The 15,632-nt window shown below is 70.1% G+C and carries 16 protein-coding genes; 9 read left to right on the forward strand and 7 right to left on the reverse strand.

Annotation, left to right across the window (positions count from 1 at the left end; genetic code table 11):
- Positions 1-224: 224 nt before the first annotated feature.
- From C4U44_RS39010 to C4U44_RS39025, 4 genes are all read right to left on the reverse strand, one after another.
- A complete protein-coding gene (locus C4U44_RS39010; protein ID WP_146088457.1) occupies positions 225-563 on the reverse strand; it encodes a hypothetical protein in 339 nt (112 codons plus the stop codon).
- A 111-nt stretch (positions 564-674) separates the two neighbouring features.
- Positions 675-1,952: an AlbA family DNA-binding domain-containing protein gene (locus C4U44_RS39015; RefSeq protein ID WP_103890869.1), complete on the reverse strand. Its 1,278-nt coding sequence runs from the start codon at positions 1,950-1,952 to the stop codon at positions 675-677.
- A 1,095-nt stretch (positions 1,953-3,047) separates the two neighbouring features.
- Positions 3,048-3,251, reverse strand: a complete 204-nt coding sequence (locus C4U44_RS39020; protein ID WP_103890870.1) for a hypothetical protein — start codon at positions 3,249-3,251, stop codon at positions 3,048-3,050.
- A 29-nt stretch (positions 3,252-3,280) separates the two neighbouring features.
- Positions 3,281-4,702: a helix-turn-helix domain-containing protein gene (locus tag C4U44_RS39025; protein WP_160145202.1), complete on the reverse strand. Its 1,422-nt coding sequence runs from the start codon at positions 4,700-4,702 to the stop codon at positions 3,281-3,283.
- A gap of 415 nt (positions 4,703-5,117) precedes the next feature.
- Between C4U44_RS39025 and C4U44_RS39030 the strand changes: the two genes are divergently transcribed.
- The 8 genes from C4U44_RS39030 (at position 5,118) to C4U44_RS39065 (ending at position 12,150) form a co-directional block, all read left to right on the forward strand.
- The gene (locus C4U44_RS39030; RefSeq protein ID WP_103890872.1) at positions 5,118-5,957 is read left to right on the forward strand and encodes a sugar phosphate isomerase/epimerase family protein; all 840 of its coding nucleotides are present in this window, start codon (positions 5,118-5,120) and stop codon (positions 5,955-5,957) included.
- Positions 5,954-6,898 carry a Gfo/Idh/MocA family protein gene (locus C4U44_RS39035; RefSeq protein WP_103890873.1) on the forward strand — a complete coding sequence of 315 codons (945 nt, stop codon included), beginning with the start codon at positions 5,954-5,956 and terminating at the stop codon, positions 6,896-6,898. Before C4U44_RS39030 ends, C4U44_RS39035 begins: the two co-directional genes overlap by 4 nt.
- Entirely contained in the window at positions 6,849-8,075 is a 1,227-nt protein-coding gene (locus tag C4U44_RS39040) for a methionine adenosyltransferase (RefSeq protein WP_103890874.1), read from the forward strand. The genes C4U44_RS39035 and C4U44_RS39040 overlap by 50 nt, the downstream gene beginning before the upstream one ends.
- Positions 8,072-8,959 (forward strand): phosphoenolpyruvate carboxykinase (ATP), encoded by an 888-nt coding sequence (locus tag C4U44_RS39045; protein WP_103890875.1) that lies wholly within the window; start codon positions 8,072-8,074, stop codon positions 8,957-8,959. Before C4U44_RS39040 ends, C4U44_RS39045 begins: the two co-directional genes overlap by 4 nt.
- Positions 8,956-10,020, forward strand: coding sequence for a glycosyltransferase family protein (locus C4U44_RS39050; RefSeq protein ID WP_103890876.1), 1,065 nt, complete (start codon positions 8,956-8,958; stop codon positions 10,018-10,020). Before C4U44_RS39045 ends, C4U44_RS39050 begins: the two co-directional genes overlap by 4 nt.
- Positions 10,017-10,763 (forward strand): coenzyme F420-0:L-glutamate ligase, encoded by a 747-nt coding sequence (locus tag C4U44_RS39055; RefSeq protein WP_103890877.1) that lies wholly within the window; start codon positions 10,017-10,019, stop codon positions 10,761-10,763. Before C4U44_RS39050 ends, C4U44_RS39055 begins: the two co-directional genes overlap by 4 nt.
- Positions 10,760-11,575, forward strand: a complete 816-nt coding sequence (locus C4U44_RS39060; protein WP_103890878.1) for a shikimate dehydrogenase — start codon at positions 10,760-10,762, stop codon at positions 11,573-11,575. Before C4U44_RS39055 ends, C4U44_RS39060 begins: the two co-directional genes overlap by 4 nt.
- An 80-nt stretch (positions 11,576-11,655) precedes the next feature.
- The gene (locus tag C4U44_RS39065) at positions 11,656-12,150 is read left to right on the forward strand and encodes a MarR family winged helix-turn-helix transcriptional regulator (RefSeq protein ID WP_103890879.1); all 495 of its coding nucleotides are present in this window, start codon (positions 11,656-11,658) and stop codon (positions 12,148-12,150) included.
- Between the two features lie 270 nt (positions 12,151-12,420).
- Here the strand turns inward: C4U44_RS39065 and C4U44_RS39070 are convergent, their stop codons facing one another.
- From C4U44_RS39070 to C4U44_RS39080, 3 genes are all read right to left on the reverse strand, one after another.
- Complete coding sequence (locus tag C4U44_RS39070) at positions 12,421-12,828, reverse strand: hypothetical protein (RefSeq protein WP_200823557.1); 408 nt, start codon at positions 12,826-12,828, stop codon at positions 12,421-12,423.
- Between the two features lie 714 nt (positions 12,829-13,542).
- Entirely contained in the window at positions 13,543-14,364 is an 822-nt protein-coding gene (locus C4U44_RS39075) for an SDR family oxidoreductase (RefSeq protein ID WP_103890880.1), read from the reverse strand.
- 170 nt (positions 14,365-14,534) lie between these two features.
- Positions 14,535-14,912: a nuclear transport factor 2 family protein gene (locus C4U44_RS39080; protein WP_160145203.1), complete on the reverse strand. Its 378-nt coding sequence runs from the start codon at positions 14,910-14,912 to the stop codon at positions 14,535-14,537.
- Positions 14,913-15,021: 109 nt separating this feature from the next.
- On the opposite strand from C4U44_RS39080, the gene C4U44_RS39085 reads away from it, so the two are divergent.
- Positions 15,022-15,585, forward strand: a complete 564-nt coding sequence (locus C4U44_RS39085; RefSeq protein WP_200823558.1) for a TetR/AcrR family transcriptional regulator — start codon at positions 15,022-15,024, stop codon at positions 15,583-15,585.
- The last annotated feature ends 47 nt before the right edge of the window (positions 15,586-15,632 follow it).

Below are 15,632 nucleotides of genomic sequence, written 5' to 3' on the forward strand. Positions count from 1 at the left end.
CTTCGACGGTGTTACACAAGGTCAGCACGACGTGAAGCAGCCAGAAGAGGGGGATGTACCTGAGACGGAAACGGCGCACATCGGATCCCTCGCCCCACGACCACAACTGGCAAGAAGTGCCAACCCGCGTAGATAGCCCGTGCACACAAGTGCTTCACGCCTTCGGCCACGGCGGAGCCGGTTTAGGTCAGCATGTCCCGGTCATCGAAACGCTGGATGAGTAGTCACCAGGTGCCAAACCTGCCCGCATGGCGCCCGACGGTGTAGAAGAAGGGGTCGCCGTGCCGCCGGCGCAGCAGTCGGGTCACGCCGAGGGGGGCGTTGCCAGCAGTCACCTCCCGCAGCCTCCGGTAGTGGACCTGCTGTCCGCGGCTGCCTCGCCCTAAGGAACGCTCCAGCGGAATCAAGGCGGCGGCGTACACCACAAAGATCCTGCACACCGCGGCCGTCCACCAGCGGCCCACCGCCGCCGAGACGGCCACGCTGGCCAGCAGGGCTGTCGGCACGACCAGGACGAACACCGCGAAGGCAAGGCCGGCAAAGCGGTACACGGCAGCCTCCACAACCGGACCGTCTGGACATTGTGCGGGGGCACCCCAGTGAACGGACGCCGGGGCCCGACCACAGAGCGACGATCACGACCATCCAAAAGGGTGCGGCCGCTGATGGGACGCTCAGTACAAGCGTGCGGACGGCGGCGGGCCGAACCCGTCCGCGATCTCGTGATGCCGCGCAGCAACCGTGTTCGGGCCGCGCCGGACGTAGAACTCAAGCGGCTTTTGTTGGAAGCGGTACGCGTGGGGCCGGCCGTCGCCTGCGACCTCGATGGCGAGCACCTTCTTGCCGCGGTGGTCGATCACGCGCGGCGTGTAGAGGGGAGCCGGTTCGATGCTGTCGCGGATTATGTTCCCGACCTGCAGCATCTGCTGGTCGACGGTCTGATCTTCGCGAAGTCCCACAATCTGCAGGTCGTCGTCTTCGACGCCGATGAGCAGGGTGCCGCCGCCGTGCTGGGAGGCGAAGGCCGCAATGGTTATGAGCATCTTCCTGCGGCTCTCGCCCGCCGACGGAATTTCTCGCTTCGCCTCCAGGTGCTGGCCTTCGCCCGCAGCCAGGAGGATGTCCACTTCAGCTCCCGGCTGCTCCCAGACAACCGAGTCGTCGCGGACACGGCCGAAGACGGGGGCGGGGAAGGACCGCAGGTCCAGCCAGTCGCCCTTGCGGCGCAGCATGAGCAGGCAGTCGGAAGCAAGTCCGTCGGGAAGGGGGAAGGTGTAGGTGCCGGGCCCGGTCACCTGCCGCGTCTGGTGGCCGGCGGGCTCGCTCAGTTCCAGTACCACGTCTGCGAGATCCTCGCCGGTGACGTCGGCTGTCAGAAGATCCGGCGAGACAGTGATCTTCTGCAGCCATGCATCACGCTGCGGCAGGGCGATCCGCCACAGGTACGAGTAGTGGGTATTGCTGTTGTGCGGGCTGCCGTAGAAGAAGGCGCTCAAGGCCGCGTCGAACGTCATGTACGAGGGAATGTCGCCGTCGCCGACCAGGATCCCGCCGCCATGCTGGCTGGCTGCGGAGTCCCTGGTGATGGTCCACTCCGTGCGTGGCCAAGCGGTGATTTCCCGGCCCCATTCCTGACGGCCGTGCAGTCGTCTGGTCGTGGCGGACGAGTGCTGGGGGCTCGGGCTGCAGACCTCCAGTCCGGCGATCTCCTGCGGCTCGCCGATCAGCAGTGCCGCGGCCACCTTGCCGGGCAGGCGTCGCTCCACGAAGGCCGCCGTACTGTAACGCCAGGTGCGCCCGTCCCTCATCCCCACGCCGTCGATGCTGATCTCGCCCAGGTGAATCCGCCACTGGCTGCCCTCCGTGACAAGGGCCATACGGACGTTCACACGCTTTTGCCCGGTGAGCATGTCGGCCAGCTCAGTGATGTCCGTCTGTCCACTGCCTGTCATGTCCGGCTCTCCCGCTGCTGGACGGAGCCGGTCGGGGCCAAACGACGCGGCCTGTGCCAGAGCAGGGTACGGGGCGCCGCCCAGTCACCACACCGTGTTTCGACGACCCGGTCCTCTCGCCGCCTTCGACGCCGCGACACCCCATACGCGGCACACCGGATCGACGAACGCGACCCCGCCCACACAGGCGGCGACGCCGCAGCCGCGAAGCCGCCCGCCAATAGTGCCGCCCGAAAGCGTCTAGTTCACGCCACCCATGACAATTCCGGCCATTTTTCAGATCGCTAACGACGTGGCCTATATTGCTTAACTCTATATGCGCATGTACTTTAATGATTTCTCTTTCCCGCAGTTCAACCGGGGCAGCCGCCTCCGGTACCATGACCTGGGGCAGCGAGGGGACGCATTCGCCCCACTTCGGCGTGCCGGAAAATACGGCCTTCACTTTCGCCGCTGCTGCTTGCGCCATCCGGGTTCCACGTCCAAGCTACCCGCCATGTACGTCGCTACGGGCACCGCACTGGGTGCATTCGGCTTCCTCCGGCTCCTTGTGTATCTGGCTACCTCGCTGCTGCGCCAGCTTCCGGACCTCTTCTCAGCCTGGCGTGAGGTACGCCGCGCGGCTCGCGGGGACCGTGAACGAAATGACGAATAGGTCGTGCAGGCAGGGACACGCGTCAGTTGCTCGCAGACACAAGAGACGCTCGGCGAGCCCGAGATCGCACATCCTCCCCGCGTGCAGTCATGCGGCGGCAACTGATCGACAAGCTCCGACCTGCTCAAGCCACAAGTCCTCCCACAACAAGGCCGCCGGAGCCCGAGGCACGGCACGCAGCCCGTAATAGCACGGAAAAAATATACCGTCAGGTAAAACGCGCTTTCTCAGCATCATGGAATTCACACCGCCACGCCCTGTCCGCCGACGAAAGGACTCGTCCGGCTGGCACCTGTTCCCACAACGCCGCGCACGTCGCCTACGGAAGACCGCCAGCGAACCCACGATGAGCCCGTGGACGCAAGGTGCACAGCCACGGACACGCCGATGGGTGCCGACCAGTCCGGCCGACACCCACCAACGCCATCCGCAGCACTCAGCTAGGCCGCGGCATAGCTGAGCCGCAGGAGGTCGCCGGCGCGCTCCAGGTCCTTCTCGGTACGCAGCCGGACCTCCAGGTCACCGGTTCCGTGATGGCCCAGGCCGGTGACGTCCCGGGTGAACCCGGGGATCAGGTCGATCTTCTCGGGGATGGCGCTGCGGATGCACCCGCGGCGCAGGCCGTGCCTACTTCCGTGGGCCACTGTCGACTATCTCCGGTAACAGAGCCGCGTTAGGCGGCAGCGCCGGTGCGGACGGCGAACTCCCTCAGGCCGGGGAGGCTCTGGGGTGCGTACAGCAGGTCGGCGGTCAGGGAGCGCAGGGCGGGGCGACGGACTTCTTCGGGTGCGGTGCGTTCGACGGCGGTCAGCGCGCTGAAGGTGCGTCGGTTGTCGCCGATTTGGTGCCACATCCTGGCGGTGTCGGTGTAGTACCGGGCAACGCGTTCGGTGCTGGCCAGCTGAGACGGTTTCACGCGGGCGGCGTAAGGGACGGCGTCATCGGGCGTGCCCAGGACGGTGAGGCTGCTGATGCGGTACATCGCGCATTCGGCCGGACTGGCGGAAATGGTGAAGAGCCCGGCCGGCGGCCCGGTCCTGGTAACGGTGATGCGGTCGGCGGACTCCTCCGCCTCCCCCAGAAGGTCCAGGGCGGTGCTGCGCTGTCCGCCGGTGGCGGCGGTGTAGGCGGCAGTCATGAGCAGGCAGACCCGAGCGGCGAGGGCATCGGTGAGCTGGGAGCCTGGGCCGAGGTCAAGGGCCGCGGCGGTACCGGTGAGGAAGTGCACGGCGTCGCTACTGCGGCCGGCGCGGCGCATGGTGATGGCCAGGACGCGGGCGGCCTCGCTGACGGCGTGAGGGTCGCCGCTGGCGCGGGCGGCGTTCAGCGCACGGTCGGCGGTGGCCCAGGCGGCTTCGGAGTGCTGCTTGACGGCGAGTTCCGTGGCCAGGACGTAGGCGCGGGCGACCATGGCCTGGGCGTGTTCGCGGGCCCGCCCGCTGGTGGCGTCGCGTGTGGCTTCGGCGGTCGCGATCAGCGGGGGCAGGGCACGGCCGAGGGCTGCGTAGCGCGCCGCGGTGAACTGATCACGGGCCCCGGCCAGGGCGGTTGCCAGGGCGCGCGGGCCGGCGGGTGCTGCGGCCACTGGGGTGAACAAGGCACGTTCCATGGCGGCAGCCGGGTTGTCGCCGTCTTCCTGCGCGGCGGCCGGGGACGCGGTTCCGGCGATCATCCCGGCTCCCAGGCCGAGTGCGCCGGCCACCAGTTCGCGTCGTCGCACGTCGTCCTCCTGATCGGCTTCGGCCAGCCTAGCGGCCGACGGCGGCGGGGTGGGGACGGTACGGGGGATCGGCGGGCCGGCGGCGGCCGTGGCGCTGCCGGCTGCGGCCAGACCCATGAGGTCCGGCGGTATGCCCAGGCCGTCGGCGATACGCGTCAAGACCTCCAGGCTCTGAACCTGGCGCAGGCCGCGTTCGATGGCGCTGACATCGGACTGGGCCAGACCCACCAAGGCGCCTACGGCGGTCTGGCTGGCACCGGCGTACTTGCGGAAGTGCTTGAACAGGACGGCCACGTCGCGCTGTTCGAGGGCGGGGCGGACCGTGTCCTGGTCCCACAGGCCGGCGGGCACGGCGGGCTGGTGGTGGCTGCGCACGGTGATCTCCCCTCTCAGGGGACCAGTCTCGACTGCGCCAGCGTAGATGCGCGGTGACTGCTTGTCATGGCTTTGGGGTGACGGCCAGAGGCCGGCCCTATAGGGCCTCGGGATGGGTTTGCGGCCCCGGAGTTCCCAGGCTGGGACAACAGCCGACGACCGCGGCGCCTCAGCAGGGGCCGCCGCCTGCCCCGCACCGAGGAGGAGTTCCGCCATGCGCCCCCAGCCCCCTCCCCCGCCGCCTCCCGCCCCTCCGGCCCCTCCGACTCCCTCACCGCCTCCGCCGCACGTGTAGCCGGGCGCGCCTGCCCGGCTACACGTGCGCGGCGCCGCATCGGCGTGCAGCGCCCGGAGCCGGGCCCGCTCGCACCCGCCGAACGGCCCTCACCCGAAAACTGATGACGAGGAGCTTCTCGTGCAGGGATTCGTCGTACTCAATCCTGACGAGCTGGGCCAAGACCCGGCCGCCGGAATGGACTTGGCCGTCGCCCTGGGTGTCGGTCACCTGGAGATCCGCAGCGCCTACGGCTCGAACGCCCTGGTCCTGGACGATGACCGGCTGCGCACGGTGCGGCGGCTGGCCGACGAGCGGGGGCTGGTCGTCGCGGCGCTGGCGTCGCCGCTGTGGAAGTGGTGCCGTCCCGAGGCGACCCCGGGCCGGGTCGACAGCTTCGGCTTCCCCACCCGGGTGCCGGACCAGGACCGCCGCCGGTGGGTGGACCGGGCGATCAGCGTCGCCGGAATCTTGGGCACCGGCCGGATACGGGTCTTCTCCCATCTGCGGGTGGAGGGCGCACTGACCGAGACGTTCCCCGACGACCCGCTGCTGCCCTACGCGCTGGAGCGGGCGAAGGCCGCTGGGGTGCGGCTGCTGCTGGAGAACGAGCCGGTGTGCACGATCGCCGAGCCCGCCGCTTTGCTGGACGTCCTGCGCACGCACCCCGACATGGGCCTGTGGCTGGACCTGGGCAACCTGCACGAGGTCGGACACGGCACCGCCGGCGCGGTCGATGCCCTTGCCCCGTACGCGGAATACGTCCACGTCAAGGACTACCGGCCCGCCGCCGACGGCACCAAGCACTTCACCGCTGCCGGATCGGGAAGCGTGCCGTACGGCGAACTGCTGGCAGCCCTGCACCGCGTGCGCCCCGCCCTGCCGTACGCGCTGGAGACCCACGTGCGCGACGATCCGGCCGGAGCGATCACCCAGGGGGCGGCGTTCTTGCGCCGGACCATACCGGGCGGCCTGGCGTGAGGCGGGTCCTGCTCGTCGGCGCGGGCGAGGTCGGCATCAAGCACCTCGAGGCCATAACCGGCGTCGAGGACATGACCGTGGTGGGGGTCACCGACCCCCGCCCGATCACCGGCCTGCCCGCCGGGCTGCCGCGGCTCACGCACTGGCAAAACGCCCTGGAACGGTTGGCCCCGGACCTGGTGGTCGTGGCCGCACCGCCCGGGACCGCGCTGACGGTCGCGCGCGGGGCCGCACGCACCGGTGCCATGGTGCTGGTGGAAAAACCCGTCACCGTCCGCGCCGCGGACCTCGGCCGCCCCGAGCCTGCGGACGAGCGGATCTTCGTGGCGTTCCAGCCGCACTTCGCACCGGGCCTTCCCGGACTGCTCGACCACGGGCCGGCGGTGGACCGGGCCGAAGTGACGCTGGTCTGCCGACGGGACCGGGCCTACTACCGCACCTGGCGCACCCACTGGGCGACGTCCGGTGGGGTCCTGCACCAGCAGGCCATCCACGGACTCGCCCTGGCCCTGCGACTGCTGCCGCCCGGGGACATCGCCTCCTGCGACGGCCTGGTGCGCCACGAGCGCCGGTGGGCCGAATCCGAGGACCACGTCACCGCCGAGGTCACCTTCACCAGCGGCGCCGTCCTGACCGTGGACGCCCGCGTCGACAGCGACAAACCTCCGCGGCACGAAGTGCTCCTGCACCTCGCCGACGGCCAGCAAGTCCACGTGCACGGCCGGAACCTCGAAGCCGGACTCGGCCCGGCCACCACCGCGCCCGACGACCGCACGCTGCGCCGCGAGATGTACCGCGCCCTGCCCGCCCCCGGCACCAGCGGTCCGTCCCACCACCATCCGAGCCTTTTCCCCCTCGGCGCCCTGGTGCGCCCGCTGGAGGTCATCGACCATGTCTACCGCACTGCCCGCCACCTCTCCCCGGCCCGTCCTGCCCAGTGAACTCAGGGTCGAGGTCGTCGAACGCAAGGGCATCGGCCACCCCGACACCCTGGCCGACGCGATAGCCGAACGCGCCTCGCTCTACTACAGCGCCTACTGCCTGCGGGAGTTCGGCGCCGTGCTGCACCACAACCTCGACAAGGTCGCCGTCCTGGGCGGCCGGGCCCGATTCGGGGAGAGCGACGGCGTCTACGACCGCCCCGTCCGGGTGGTGTTCGGCGGCCGGATCTCGACCACCTTCGCCGGCCACGCCCTGCCGGTGCGCGAGATCCTGGAGCAGGCCGCCACCGACCAACTACGCGCCGCGCTGCCCGGCTTCGACAGCATCACCTACACCGTCCTGCACCAGACCACGGACTCCTCCAAGTTCCCGTACTGGTTCGCGCCCCGCACCCTGGCCGACCTGCCCGAGCGCACCGCACCGTACTCCAACGACACCGCGTTCCTGGTCGGCACCGGCCCGCGCACCGCGGCCGAGACGACCGCGCTGCTCACCGAAGCATGGTTCCGCCGCCGGCCCTGGGCGGGCAGCGACATCAAGGCCCTGGTCATCCGGGACGGGACCATGTTCACGGTCACCACCTGCGTGCCGGCCCTGCCCGGTCACCTGTCCTCGGCAGCCGAACTCCACGACGCGGTCACCCACACCACGGGCGAGCTGACCGCGGAGCTATCCAAGCGCCTGCCCGGCCCCGTCACCGTGGTCTGCAACACACGCAACACCCCCACCGGTCCGCTGGCCGGTCAGTATTTCACCGTGTCCGGATCGGCGATCGACTACGGCGAAGACGGCCTCGTCGGACGCGGCAACGCCCGCTCCGGGCTGATCACCCCCGGCCAGCAGGCAGGCAACGAAACCCTGTTCGGCAAGAACCCCGCCTACCACGTCGGCAAGGTCGGCGGCTGGCTCGCCGACACCGCAGCCACCGAACTCGCCCGCCGGGCCGGTCCCTGCCGCATCGCGGTGATGTGGACCAACGGCTCCCGCTACCCCGACCCCGCCTCGCTGGACATCACCACCACCCACCCCGCCCCCTACGCCGACGACGTCGTCCGCGCGGTGTTCCACCGCACTGACTGGATGCCCGACCTCGTCGAGCACCACCGCTACCTGCCCGAAGTGGCCCCGGTCGAGGACCTGCTCGCCGAACTCGACCCGCCCACTACCCCGTCATGAGCCGGGGCACCGTGGCCACCGGCCACGTCACCGCCGCCATGGACCTGCCTACCGGGCTGGACACGACACCGGCCACCGCGGTGGGCGACCGGCTCCCCGGCGGCTGGCACCACGACGACCGCCCGCCGCCGCCCGAAGCTCCCGAAGTGATCGTGGAGTACACCACGGGGGATCCAGACGTCACCGCCACCGGGCGTGCGGTCCGCCTGCGCCTGACCCGCGCGGTCGCCGGCACCGCGACCCTGGCCTACGCCACGTACACAGCGCTGGAACGCGCCCGCCAGCACCGGCAGATGCTCACCCTGCACGCCAACGCCGTGATCACCCCGGGTGGCTGCGGCGTGCTGCTCCTGGGGTCCAAAGGCGCGGGCAAGACCAGCGTGACCCTCGCACTGGGCGAGCGCGGCTTCACCCACGCCGGCGACGACCTCGCGGTCCTGGGCGAACACGGGTCGGAGCTGCTGCTGTGGCCGGGCCAAGCGACCGCCGCCGCCCGCCCCCGCGACGCGGCCAGGTGGCAGGTACCCAAACCCGTCGTCCGCCTGGCCCCGTTCGCCGCCAGCCCGTCCGCACTGGCCGCGGTGGTCCGCCTCACCGTGAACCCGGCCGTCCCCAGCCCGCTGCTGGTGAACGCTCTGCCGTTCAGCATCAACGAACAACTCCGCCTGCATGAGGCCCTCGCCCGCCAGATCTCCGGGCTGCCCACGCCGCTGAGCGGGCCGGCCGGTGCCCCGTACGGGCGGGTCTGGAACATCGACACCCCGGCCCTGGCCCACTGGCGCACCCACCTGATCTCCCGCCTCGGCAACCACCGGTACCTGTACCTGTACGCGCCCGACCCGGACAGCGCCGCCGACCTGATCACCCGGGAGATGACCACATGACCACACCACGCACGGCCGCCGCGATCCTGCCCAGCCGCAACGAACCCGCCACCATCGCCGCCGTCACCACCGCCGTCGACACCGCCCTGGACGATCCCCAAGCGGTCATCGTCCACACCGACTCCTCCGACGACCCCGCCACCGCCAGGCACTTCGCCGCGACCCCAACCCGGGCCCGGAAGATCAGCCTGACCGGCGTCCCACGCGGCAAGGGCACCCAGATCCTGAACGCCCTGGCTCACCTGCCCGGCGGCACCGGGCCGGTCCTCATCGCCGACACCGACACCCGCAACCCCGACCCGGCCGTGTACCGCGCCCTCCTCAACCTCGCCCGCACCTCGGGCGGGTGTGCCACCGCGAACTACCCGCGCTACTGGGACGAAGCCAACCTCACCTCCCACCTGGCCCGCCCCCTGATCGCCGCCACCACCGGCCACGACATCCCCCAGCCGCTGGCCGGCGACCTCGCCCTACCGGCCCGGGCCGTCCGCGCAGCCCTCCGAGCCGACCTGGAACTGGCCCCGGACCTCGCCGCCGCGGTCGACGGCTACGGCATCGACGCCTTCCTCCTGCTCACCGGCGCCCGCACCGGCCCCCTCAGCTCCGTCACCCTGCCTACGCCGAAACAGCACGCCGCTTCCTTCCCCCACCTGCAGCAGATCTACGACCAGGCCGTCCCCATCCTGCTCGCCCTCACCACCCACCAGCCCCAGCCCCGAGCCGCCGAAGCCCTGCCCGCTGCCCGGTACCGACCCGCCGAACGGCAGGTCACCCCCGACCGCCTGGCGTCCATGCACGCCGTGCTCGACAAACTCGCCCCCGCACAGGCCGGGTACGATGCTCCACCGTGGCCACTGCCGGTAGCCGATGCATGGCAAGCCGTCAGATCCGGGACTCCGCCGGACCAGGCGGCCCGCACCCTGTGGCCGGCCTATGTCGACCGCGTCCGTACCTGGCTGACCGCACCACCCTGCGGCGGGCGCGCCGCGGATCTCGCTGCCGCCCACGCCCGGCTGGTCACCGCCCTCACCTCCCGCACCGCACGGAGCCACACGCCATGAACACCAGCGCCTTGTCCGCGTTCGCCGCGGAGCCCTTCCCCACCATCCGCCCCGGCGACGACCTCGCCGCGACGATCACCACCACCCTGACCGGCCAGGGCTCCGCACTGTGCGACGGCGACATCGTGGTGATCGCCTCGAAGGTCGTCTCCATCGCCGAGGGTCGCTACCGGGACCTGGCAACTGTCACCCCAGGCCCTCAAGCTCGCGAGCTGGCAGCCCTCACGGGCAAGCCCGCCGAGATCGTCCAGCTCATCCTCGACGAATCCAGCGACCACTTCCTGGCCACCGACCGCGGGCCGATCATCGCCCGACACCACCTCGGCTACCAGCTCACCTCCGCCGGCATCGACCGCGCCGGACCGGACGGGGCGTGGCTGCTGCCCGAGGACCCGGACGCCTCCGCCCGCCGGCTGCGCGACGCACTCACCACCTCCAGCGGGGCGAAGGTCGCCGTGGTGATCGCCGATTCCGACGGCCGGGCCGACCGCCGGGGCGCCACCGTCATCAGCATCGGCGCCGCCGGAATCGCCTCCCTGCGCGTCACCGAGCACACCGAACCCGGCGGCCGGACCAAGCATCAGGAGGAGACGCTGACCGACCTGGTGGCCGCCGCAGCCGGGCTGATCCTCGGCCAGCGTGGGCGCGGCGCCCCCGTCGCCGTCCTACGCGGCATCACCTACCAACCCAGCGACGAAGGCGTGGCCGCCATCCTGCACCACGCCCCAAAGCGCCGGCCGTGAAGCAGCTCGCTGTCCTGGGATCCCCCGTTGCCCAGGCGCTCTCGCCGGTGCTGCACCGGGCCGCGTACCAAGCAATGGGACTGGACTGGGCGTACCACGCCATCGAATGCCTGCCCGAAGAGCTGCCCGGGTTCCTGCACGGCCTGGACGGGAGCTGGGCCGGATTGTCCCTCACAATGCCACTTAAACGCGCTGTCCTGCCACTCCTGGACGACGCCTCCGAAACCGTCCGGCAGACGGGAACCGCCAACACCATCGTCGTCCACCACGGGCGCCTGCTCGGCGACAACACCGACCTGCACGGCATGCTGCAAGCCCTCCGCGAAGCCGGTGTGACCAGCGCGACCTCGGTCACTGTCATCGGCGCCGGAGCAACCGCCGGCACCGCCCTGGCCGCCGCCCGGCACCTGGGCTGCCACCACGCCCACGTGATCGCCCGTAACCCCGACCGGGCCGACCACCTGCTCAACGCCGCAGAGCGGATCGAAATCCGCGCGGGCGTCCGTTCGTGGGCAACCGCCTCGGACCACCTGTCCGCCGGTCTCGTCATCTCCGCGGTACCGCCCGGCGCCGCCGACCACCTCGCACCGCACTGGCCCCGCGGCGCGGGAGCTTTCCTGGACGTCGTCTACCAGCCCTGGCCCACCCCTTGCGCGGTCGCCGCCCGGAACGCCGGAAGAACCGTGATCAGCGGACTGCCCATGCTCGTCCACCAAGCCGCCCGCCAAGTCGTCCTCCAGACCGGACAACCCCGCGCCCCGTACGCGGACATGCTCCGCGCAGCCAACGAAGCGCTGACCACAGCGCCCTGACGTCAGGCGGCCGACACGGTGCCTGCACGCCCCGCGCCTTCGTGGGCGAACACCTTCCGGCTCGGCCGACCGCCGCACCCATGTCCGAGAACAAGAAGCCGCGTAACGAGTCAGAACCGCTGGCGCTGGACACCGACCTGGGCTGGGCGATCCGCATGGTCTCTACTGCGTTTCGCCGCGTCGCCACCGACTCCGTTGCGGACCTGCCCGGCGGAGCCCGCGGCTACCTGGTCCTGGTCGCTCTGGCCGGCGACCGCGAGCCGCCGTCACAGCTCACCCTGGCCAAGGAGGTGAGCCTCGACCGCACCGTGATGACCTACCTCCTCGACGACCTCGAGGCCCACAACCTGGTGACCCGCAAGCCGGACCCGCGCGACCGGCGCGCCCGCCAGGTCCTCATCACCGACACCGGACGCGCACGCCTCACCCAGGTACGGGAGAGCCTCGGCGCCGCCGAAGCGCGCCTCCTCACCGACCTCGACCCCACGGACACCGAGCAACTGCGGACGCTGCTCGCGCGCGTGGCACAGACCGCGCAGCGTGAAGTCGTCGCTGCCAACGAAACAGAGTGCTGAACGCACACCTCGCACGCCACGTCCGGAGCGCGGAGGACGGCGCAGTCGTGCCCGACGGGCACGCACTTCACGCGGGACGCGCCCGCGTGGCCAGGTCCCGCGAACACCACGGCATCATGCGCCGGGCCCCCGAAGGAGCGAGAGCCAGCGCCCCAACGTAGACAACGCCGCCGATTTCGGAAATCAGCGATCGTGCGACTGTTGAAGCTCTGCCTGTTCCCGAGCCTCGTAGGGCCGTACGAAGATCACGCGCTCTCGCTCGACCTCGCTTCACGAGAGGCGGCCCAGACCTTCCAGCCCGCTCACGGCCTGGGCGGCTGAGGCTAGGTGGGGAGCAGCCGAACGACGGGGTCCGGAGCGGTCAACTGCGTTCGGCAGCGCCGGTTCTCGGCAGTGAGCTGGTTCACGATGGCACCAGGGCCTCAACGTCCTGCCGCGCGAGGCGAGTTCCGTCTGGTCGTTCTGGCGCAGAGTCTTGAGCTTGACGACCTGCTGGCGGAGCCGGATCTCGACATTCCCTGGCTGGCCCCGCTCCTTGACCTTGGGGTAGGACTCGTTCTTCAAATCCAGGTGGCGCTGGGTGAGCGCGTTGCGGAACACGCCGACTTCGGTGGCGAGGGCGACGATCGTCAGCGCGCCTTTCGAGTGCTGGGGCGTGCCGGACAGGATGCGGTCCATCGCAGCCCGAATGCGGTCGCGTTCGTCGGGGGCTGGGGGCACCGGTCAGATGCTTTCGGTCGTGATGCGGGTGGTGTCATCAGCTCGTCGACCCGATAGTCCGGGGCGAGCAGGATCGGATCACCCGGCCTGATCTGAACCGAGGCCTCACGCTCACGCAGGTCGCTCCGGGTCCTCAACACGGGCAGCCGTGCCAGCACCTCCGGCCCTTCTCGCGGCACCCAAAACACACGCCACATCCGGCCCCTCCTCCTAGGCGCTCCGTACGGCTCCGACACGCCTATCTAATAGGGAACGAGGCCCAGCTCACCAAGCAACCGGACTACAACGACCTGGAAGACGCCGCCCGGATCTTTGCCTGGAGATCCGGAAACGGCCTGGCCTCCGCCCTCGCCCGGCCGCGCGCCGGCCTGACAGCTGCCTGATGAACAACGTTGAAAGGCCGTGGATGCTCGTCTGCCTCGGCGGTGATGGCGCTCTTTGAAAGCAGCCACCTGGTGCTTGGGGGTGGGCCCAACCTGCTCTGTGGATCCCGCCTCCCATGGTGTGATCTTGGTGCGAATGGTGGCTTTTCTGGTGTCGTTCGCGGCGGGGTGCGCATTGCGCGGCGTGTGCCCCGCCTCATCATTGGTGACAGTCGCTGCGATTCGCGCAAGATCCGCGCCTGCCTGCGCAGGCGTGGCGTCCCGCACATCATCGCCGGAGGCGAGGGGATCAGCTGCCCTGGGCGAGTTCGGCGACCGGCTGCCACTCACGCCACATCTTCAGGCGGCTGGCGTATTCGCTCTCCGCGACAGCGAGGGGCGCGGAGCCGAGGAACGCGCGCAGCGGGGGCGTCTCTGCGTCGACGATGTTGAGCACCGCGGCGGCGGAGGCATCCGGGTCGCCGGGCTTGTTGCTCGACAGTCGCTTGTAGGTCGCCTCACGCACCGGTCCGTATGCGTCGATCACGGTGGCGCGCTTGGCCGAGGCACCGGCCCAGTCGGTGGCGTAGCTCTGCGGTTCGATGAGGGTCAGATGCACGCCGAAGCTGGCGACCTCGGAGGCGAGGCTCTGGCTGAGTCCTTCGAGGGCCCACTTGGAGGCGTGGTAGATCCCGATCCCGGGGAACGCGGTGATTCCGCCGATCGAGGAGACCTGGAGGATGTGGCCCTTCCGGGCCTCGCGCAGGTAGGGCAGGGCGGCCTGGGTGACCCACAGTGCGCCGAACAGGTTCGTGTCGATCTGGTCGCGGGCCTCCTGCTCCGACAGCTCCTCGACCATGCCGAACTGGCCGTAACCGGCGTTGTTGACGATGATGTCCAGCTTGCCGAAGTGGGCGTGGGCGGTCTTGACCGCGCCGAAGACCGCGGGGCGGTCGGTGACGTCGAGCGGCAGTCCGAGGAAGGTGTCGGGGTAACGCTGCTGAAGGTCGCTCACCGCGCCGACGTCGCGGGCGGTGCCGACCACGCGGTCGCCGCGGTCCAGAGCCGCAGCCGCCCAGATGCGGCCGAAGCCGCGGGAGGTGCCGGTGATGAACCAAGTGCGCTGTGACATGTGATCAAGCTCCAATCATCGATGTGCATGAGGTGTGTTGTGGTGGTTTCGTCTCCGCTACCCGCGGACGCCGGAGGCTGGCTCCGGGAGGGTGAGGGGAATGGATCGTTCTCTTCCGGGGTGAGGACTGCGGCGCCGCGCAGAGGTAGACGTATCGCCGGCCGGAGGGGCTACTGCGGCAGGGGCGGTACAAACCCCGCCGCGCGCATGGTCGCCGTGTCGTGCACCTGGCGAATGGAGGTGATCCGGCCCTCGGCGACGACGAACTGCTCAGCGATCCGCAGCGTGCCGATCGGCCCGAGCTCCAGGTCGTAGACCATCGCGGCTTCGCCCGGACCGGCGCATGCGGACAGCACTCGGACGCTCGACGCCATCTCGCCGAAACCGCGGATCGCCGCCGCGAACTCCTGCTTGTCCGCGTAGGTGTTGACGGGGAGGTCCGTTTTCAGGTCCTCCGCGAGGAACTGCGCTGCCGTGTCGAAATCCTTGGTCGTGGTCCACGCCTCGTGGTAGCGGCGCACCAGGCTCAGTGTCTGTTCGGGAGTCATTTCGTTCCTCATGGCCTTGCGGGGGCTGGTCCCCAGGACGACAACCCCAGAGTACATACCGGTCGTTCAGTATGCAACGTCATACCGAACGATCAGTATGCTGGTGGTCATGACTCCACGCCAGCGCCGTGATATGCGGGCAGACATCCTCGATGCAGCGCGGAAGCTGTTCGGGACCAAGGGCTACACCGTCACCTCGACTGCCGACCTGGCCGAGGCCCTGGGCGTCACCAAGGGCGCGCTCTACTACCACTTCAAGTCCAAGGAGGCGATCCTCTCCGCTCTGGTCGCAGAGCCGGCCGCCGAGATCGCCGAACTCGCGGCCCATGCCGGCGAGCGCACGCCGCGGGAACTGCTCGGCGCCCTGATCGACCTGCAGGCCCACCACCCGGCCGCCTACATGGCACTGCAGTCCGGGGATGCCTCCGTCCTGCAGGAACACTCCCAGCGCCATGACTTCGCCGGAAGGACGGAACTGATCATCCTGGCCATCGCCGGCCCGGACCCGTCGCCCATCCAACTCATCCGTGCCCGCATGGCCGTCGTCGCCGTGAAGGAGGGCGCGATGGCCGCACTGGTGGAGGGTGGCGGCAAGCTGACCGACCAGATGCGGCTGGACCTGCTCCAAGCCGCCGCGGCCACCCTCGATGCGGGCGGCCGGGCGTCCGACTAGCACCGGATCCCGTCGATCTTGACCACATACTAAACGACTGGTATGTT

The sequence above is a fragment of the Actinacidiphila yanglinensis genome, from assembly GCF_900107965.1.
GTDB classification, from domain to species: Bacteria; Actinomycetota; Actinomycetes; order Streptomycetales; family Streptomycetaceae; genus Actinacidiphila; species Actinacidiphila yanglinensis.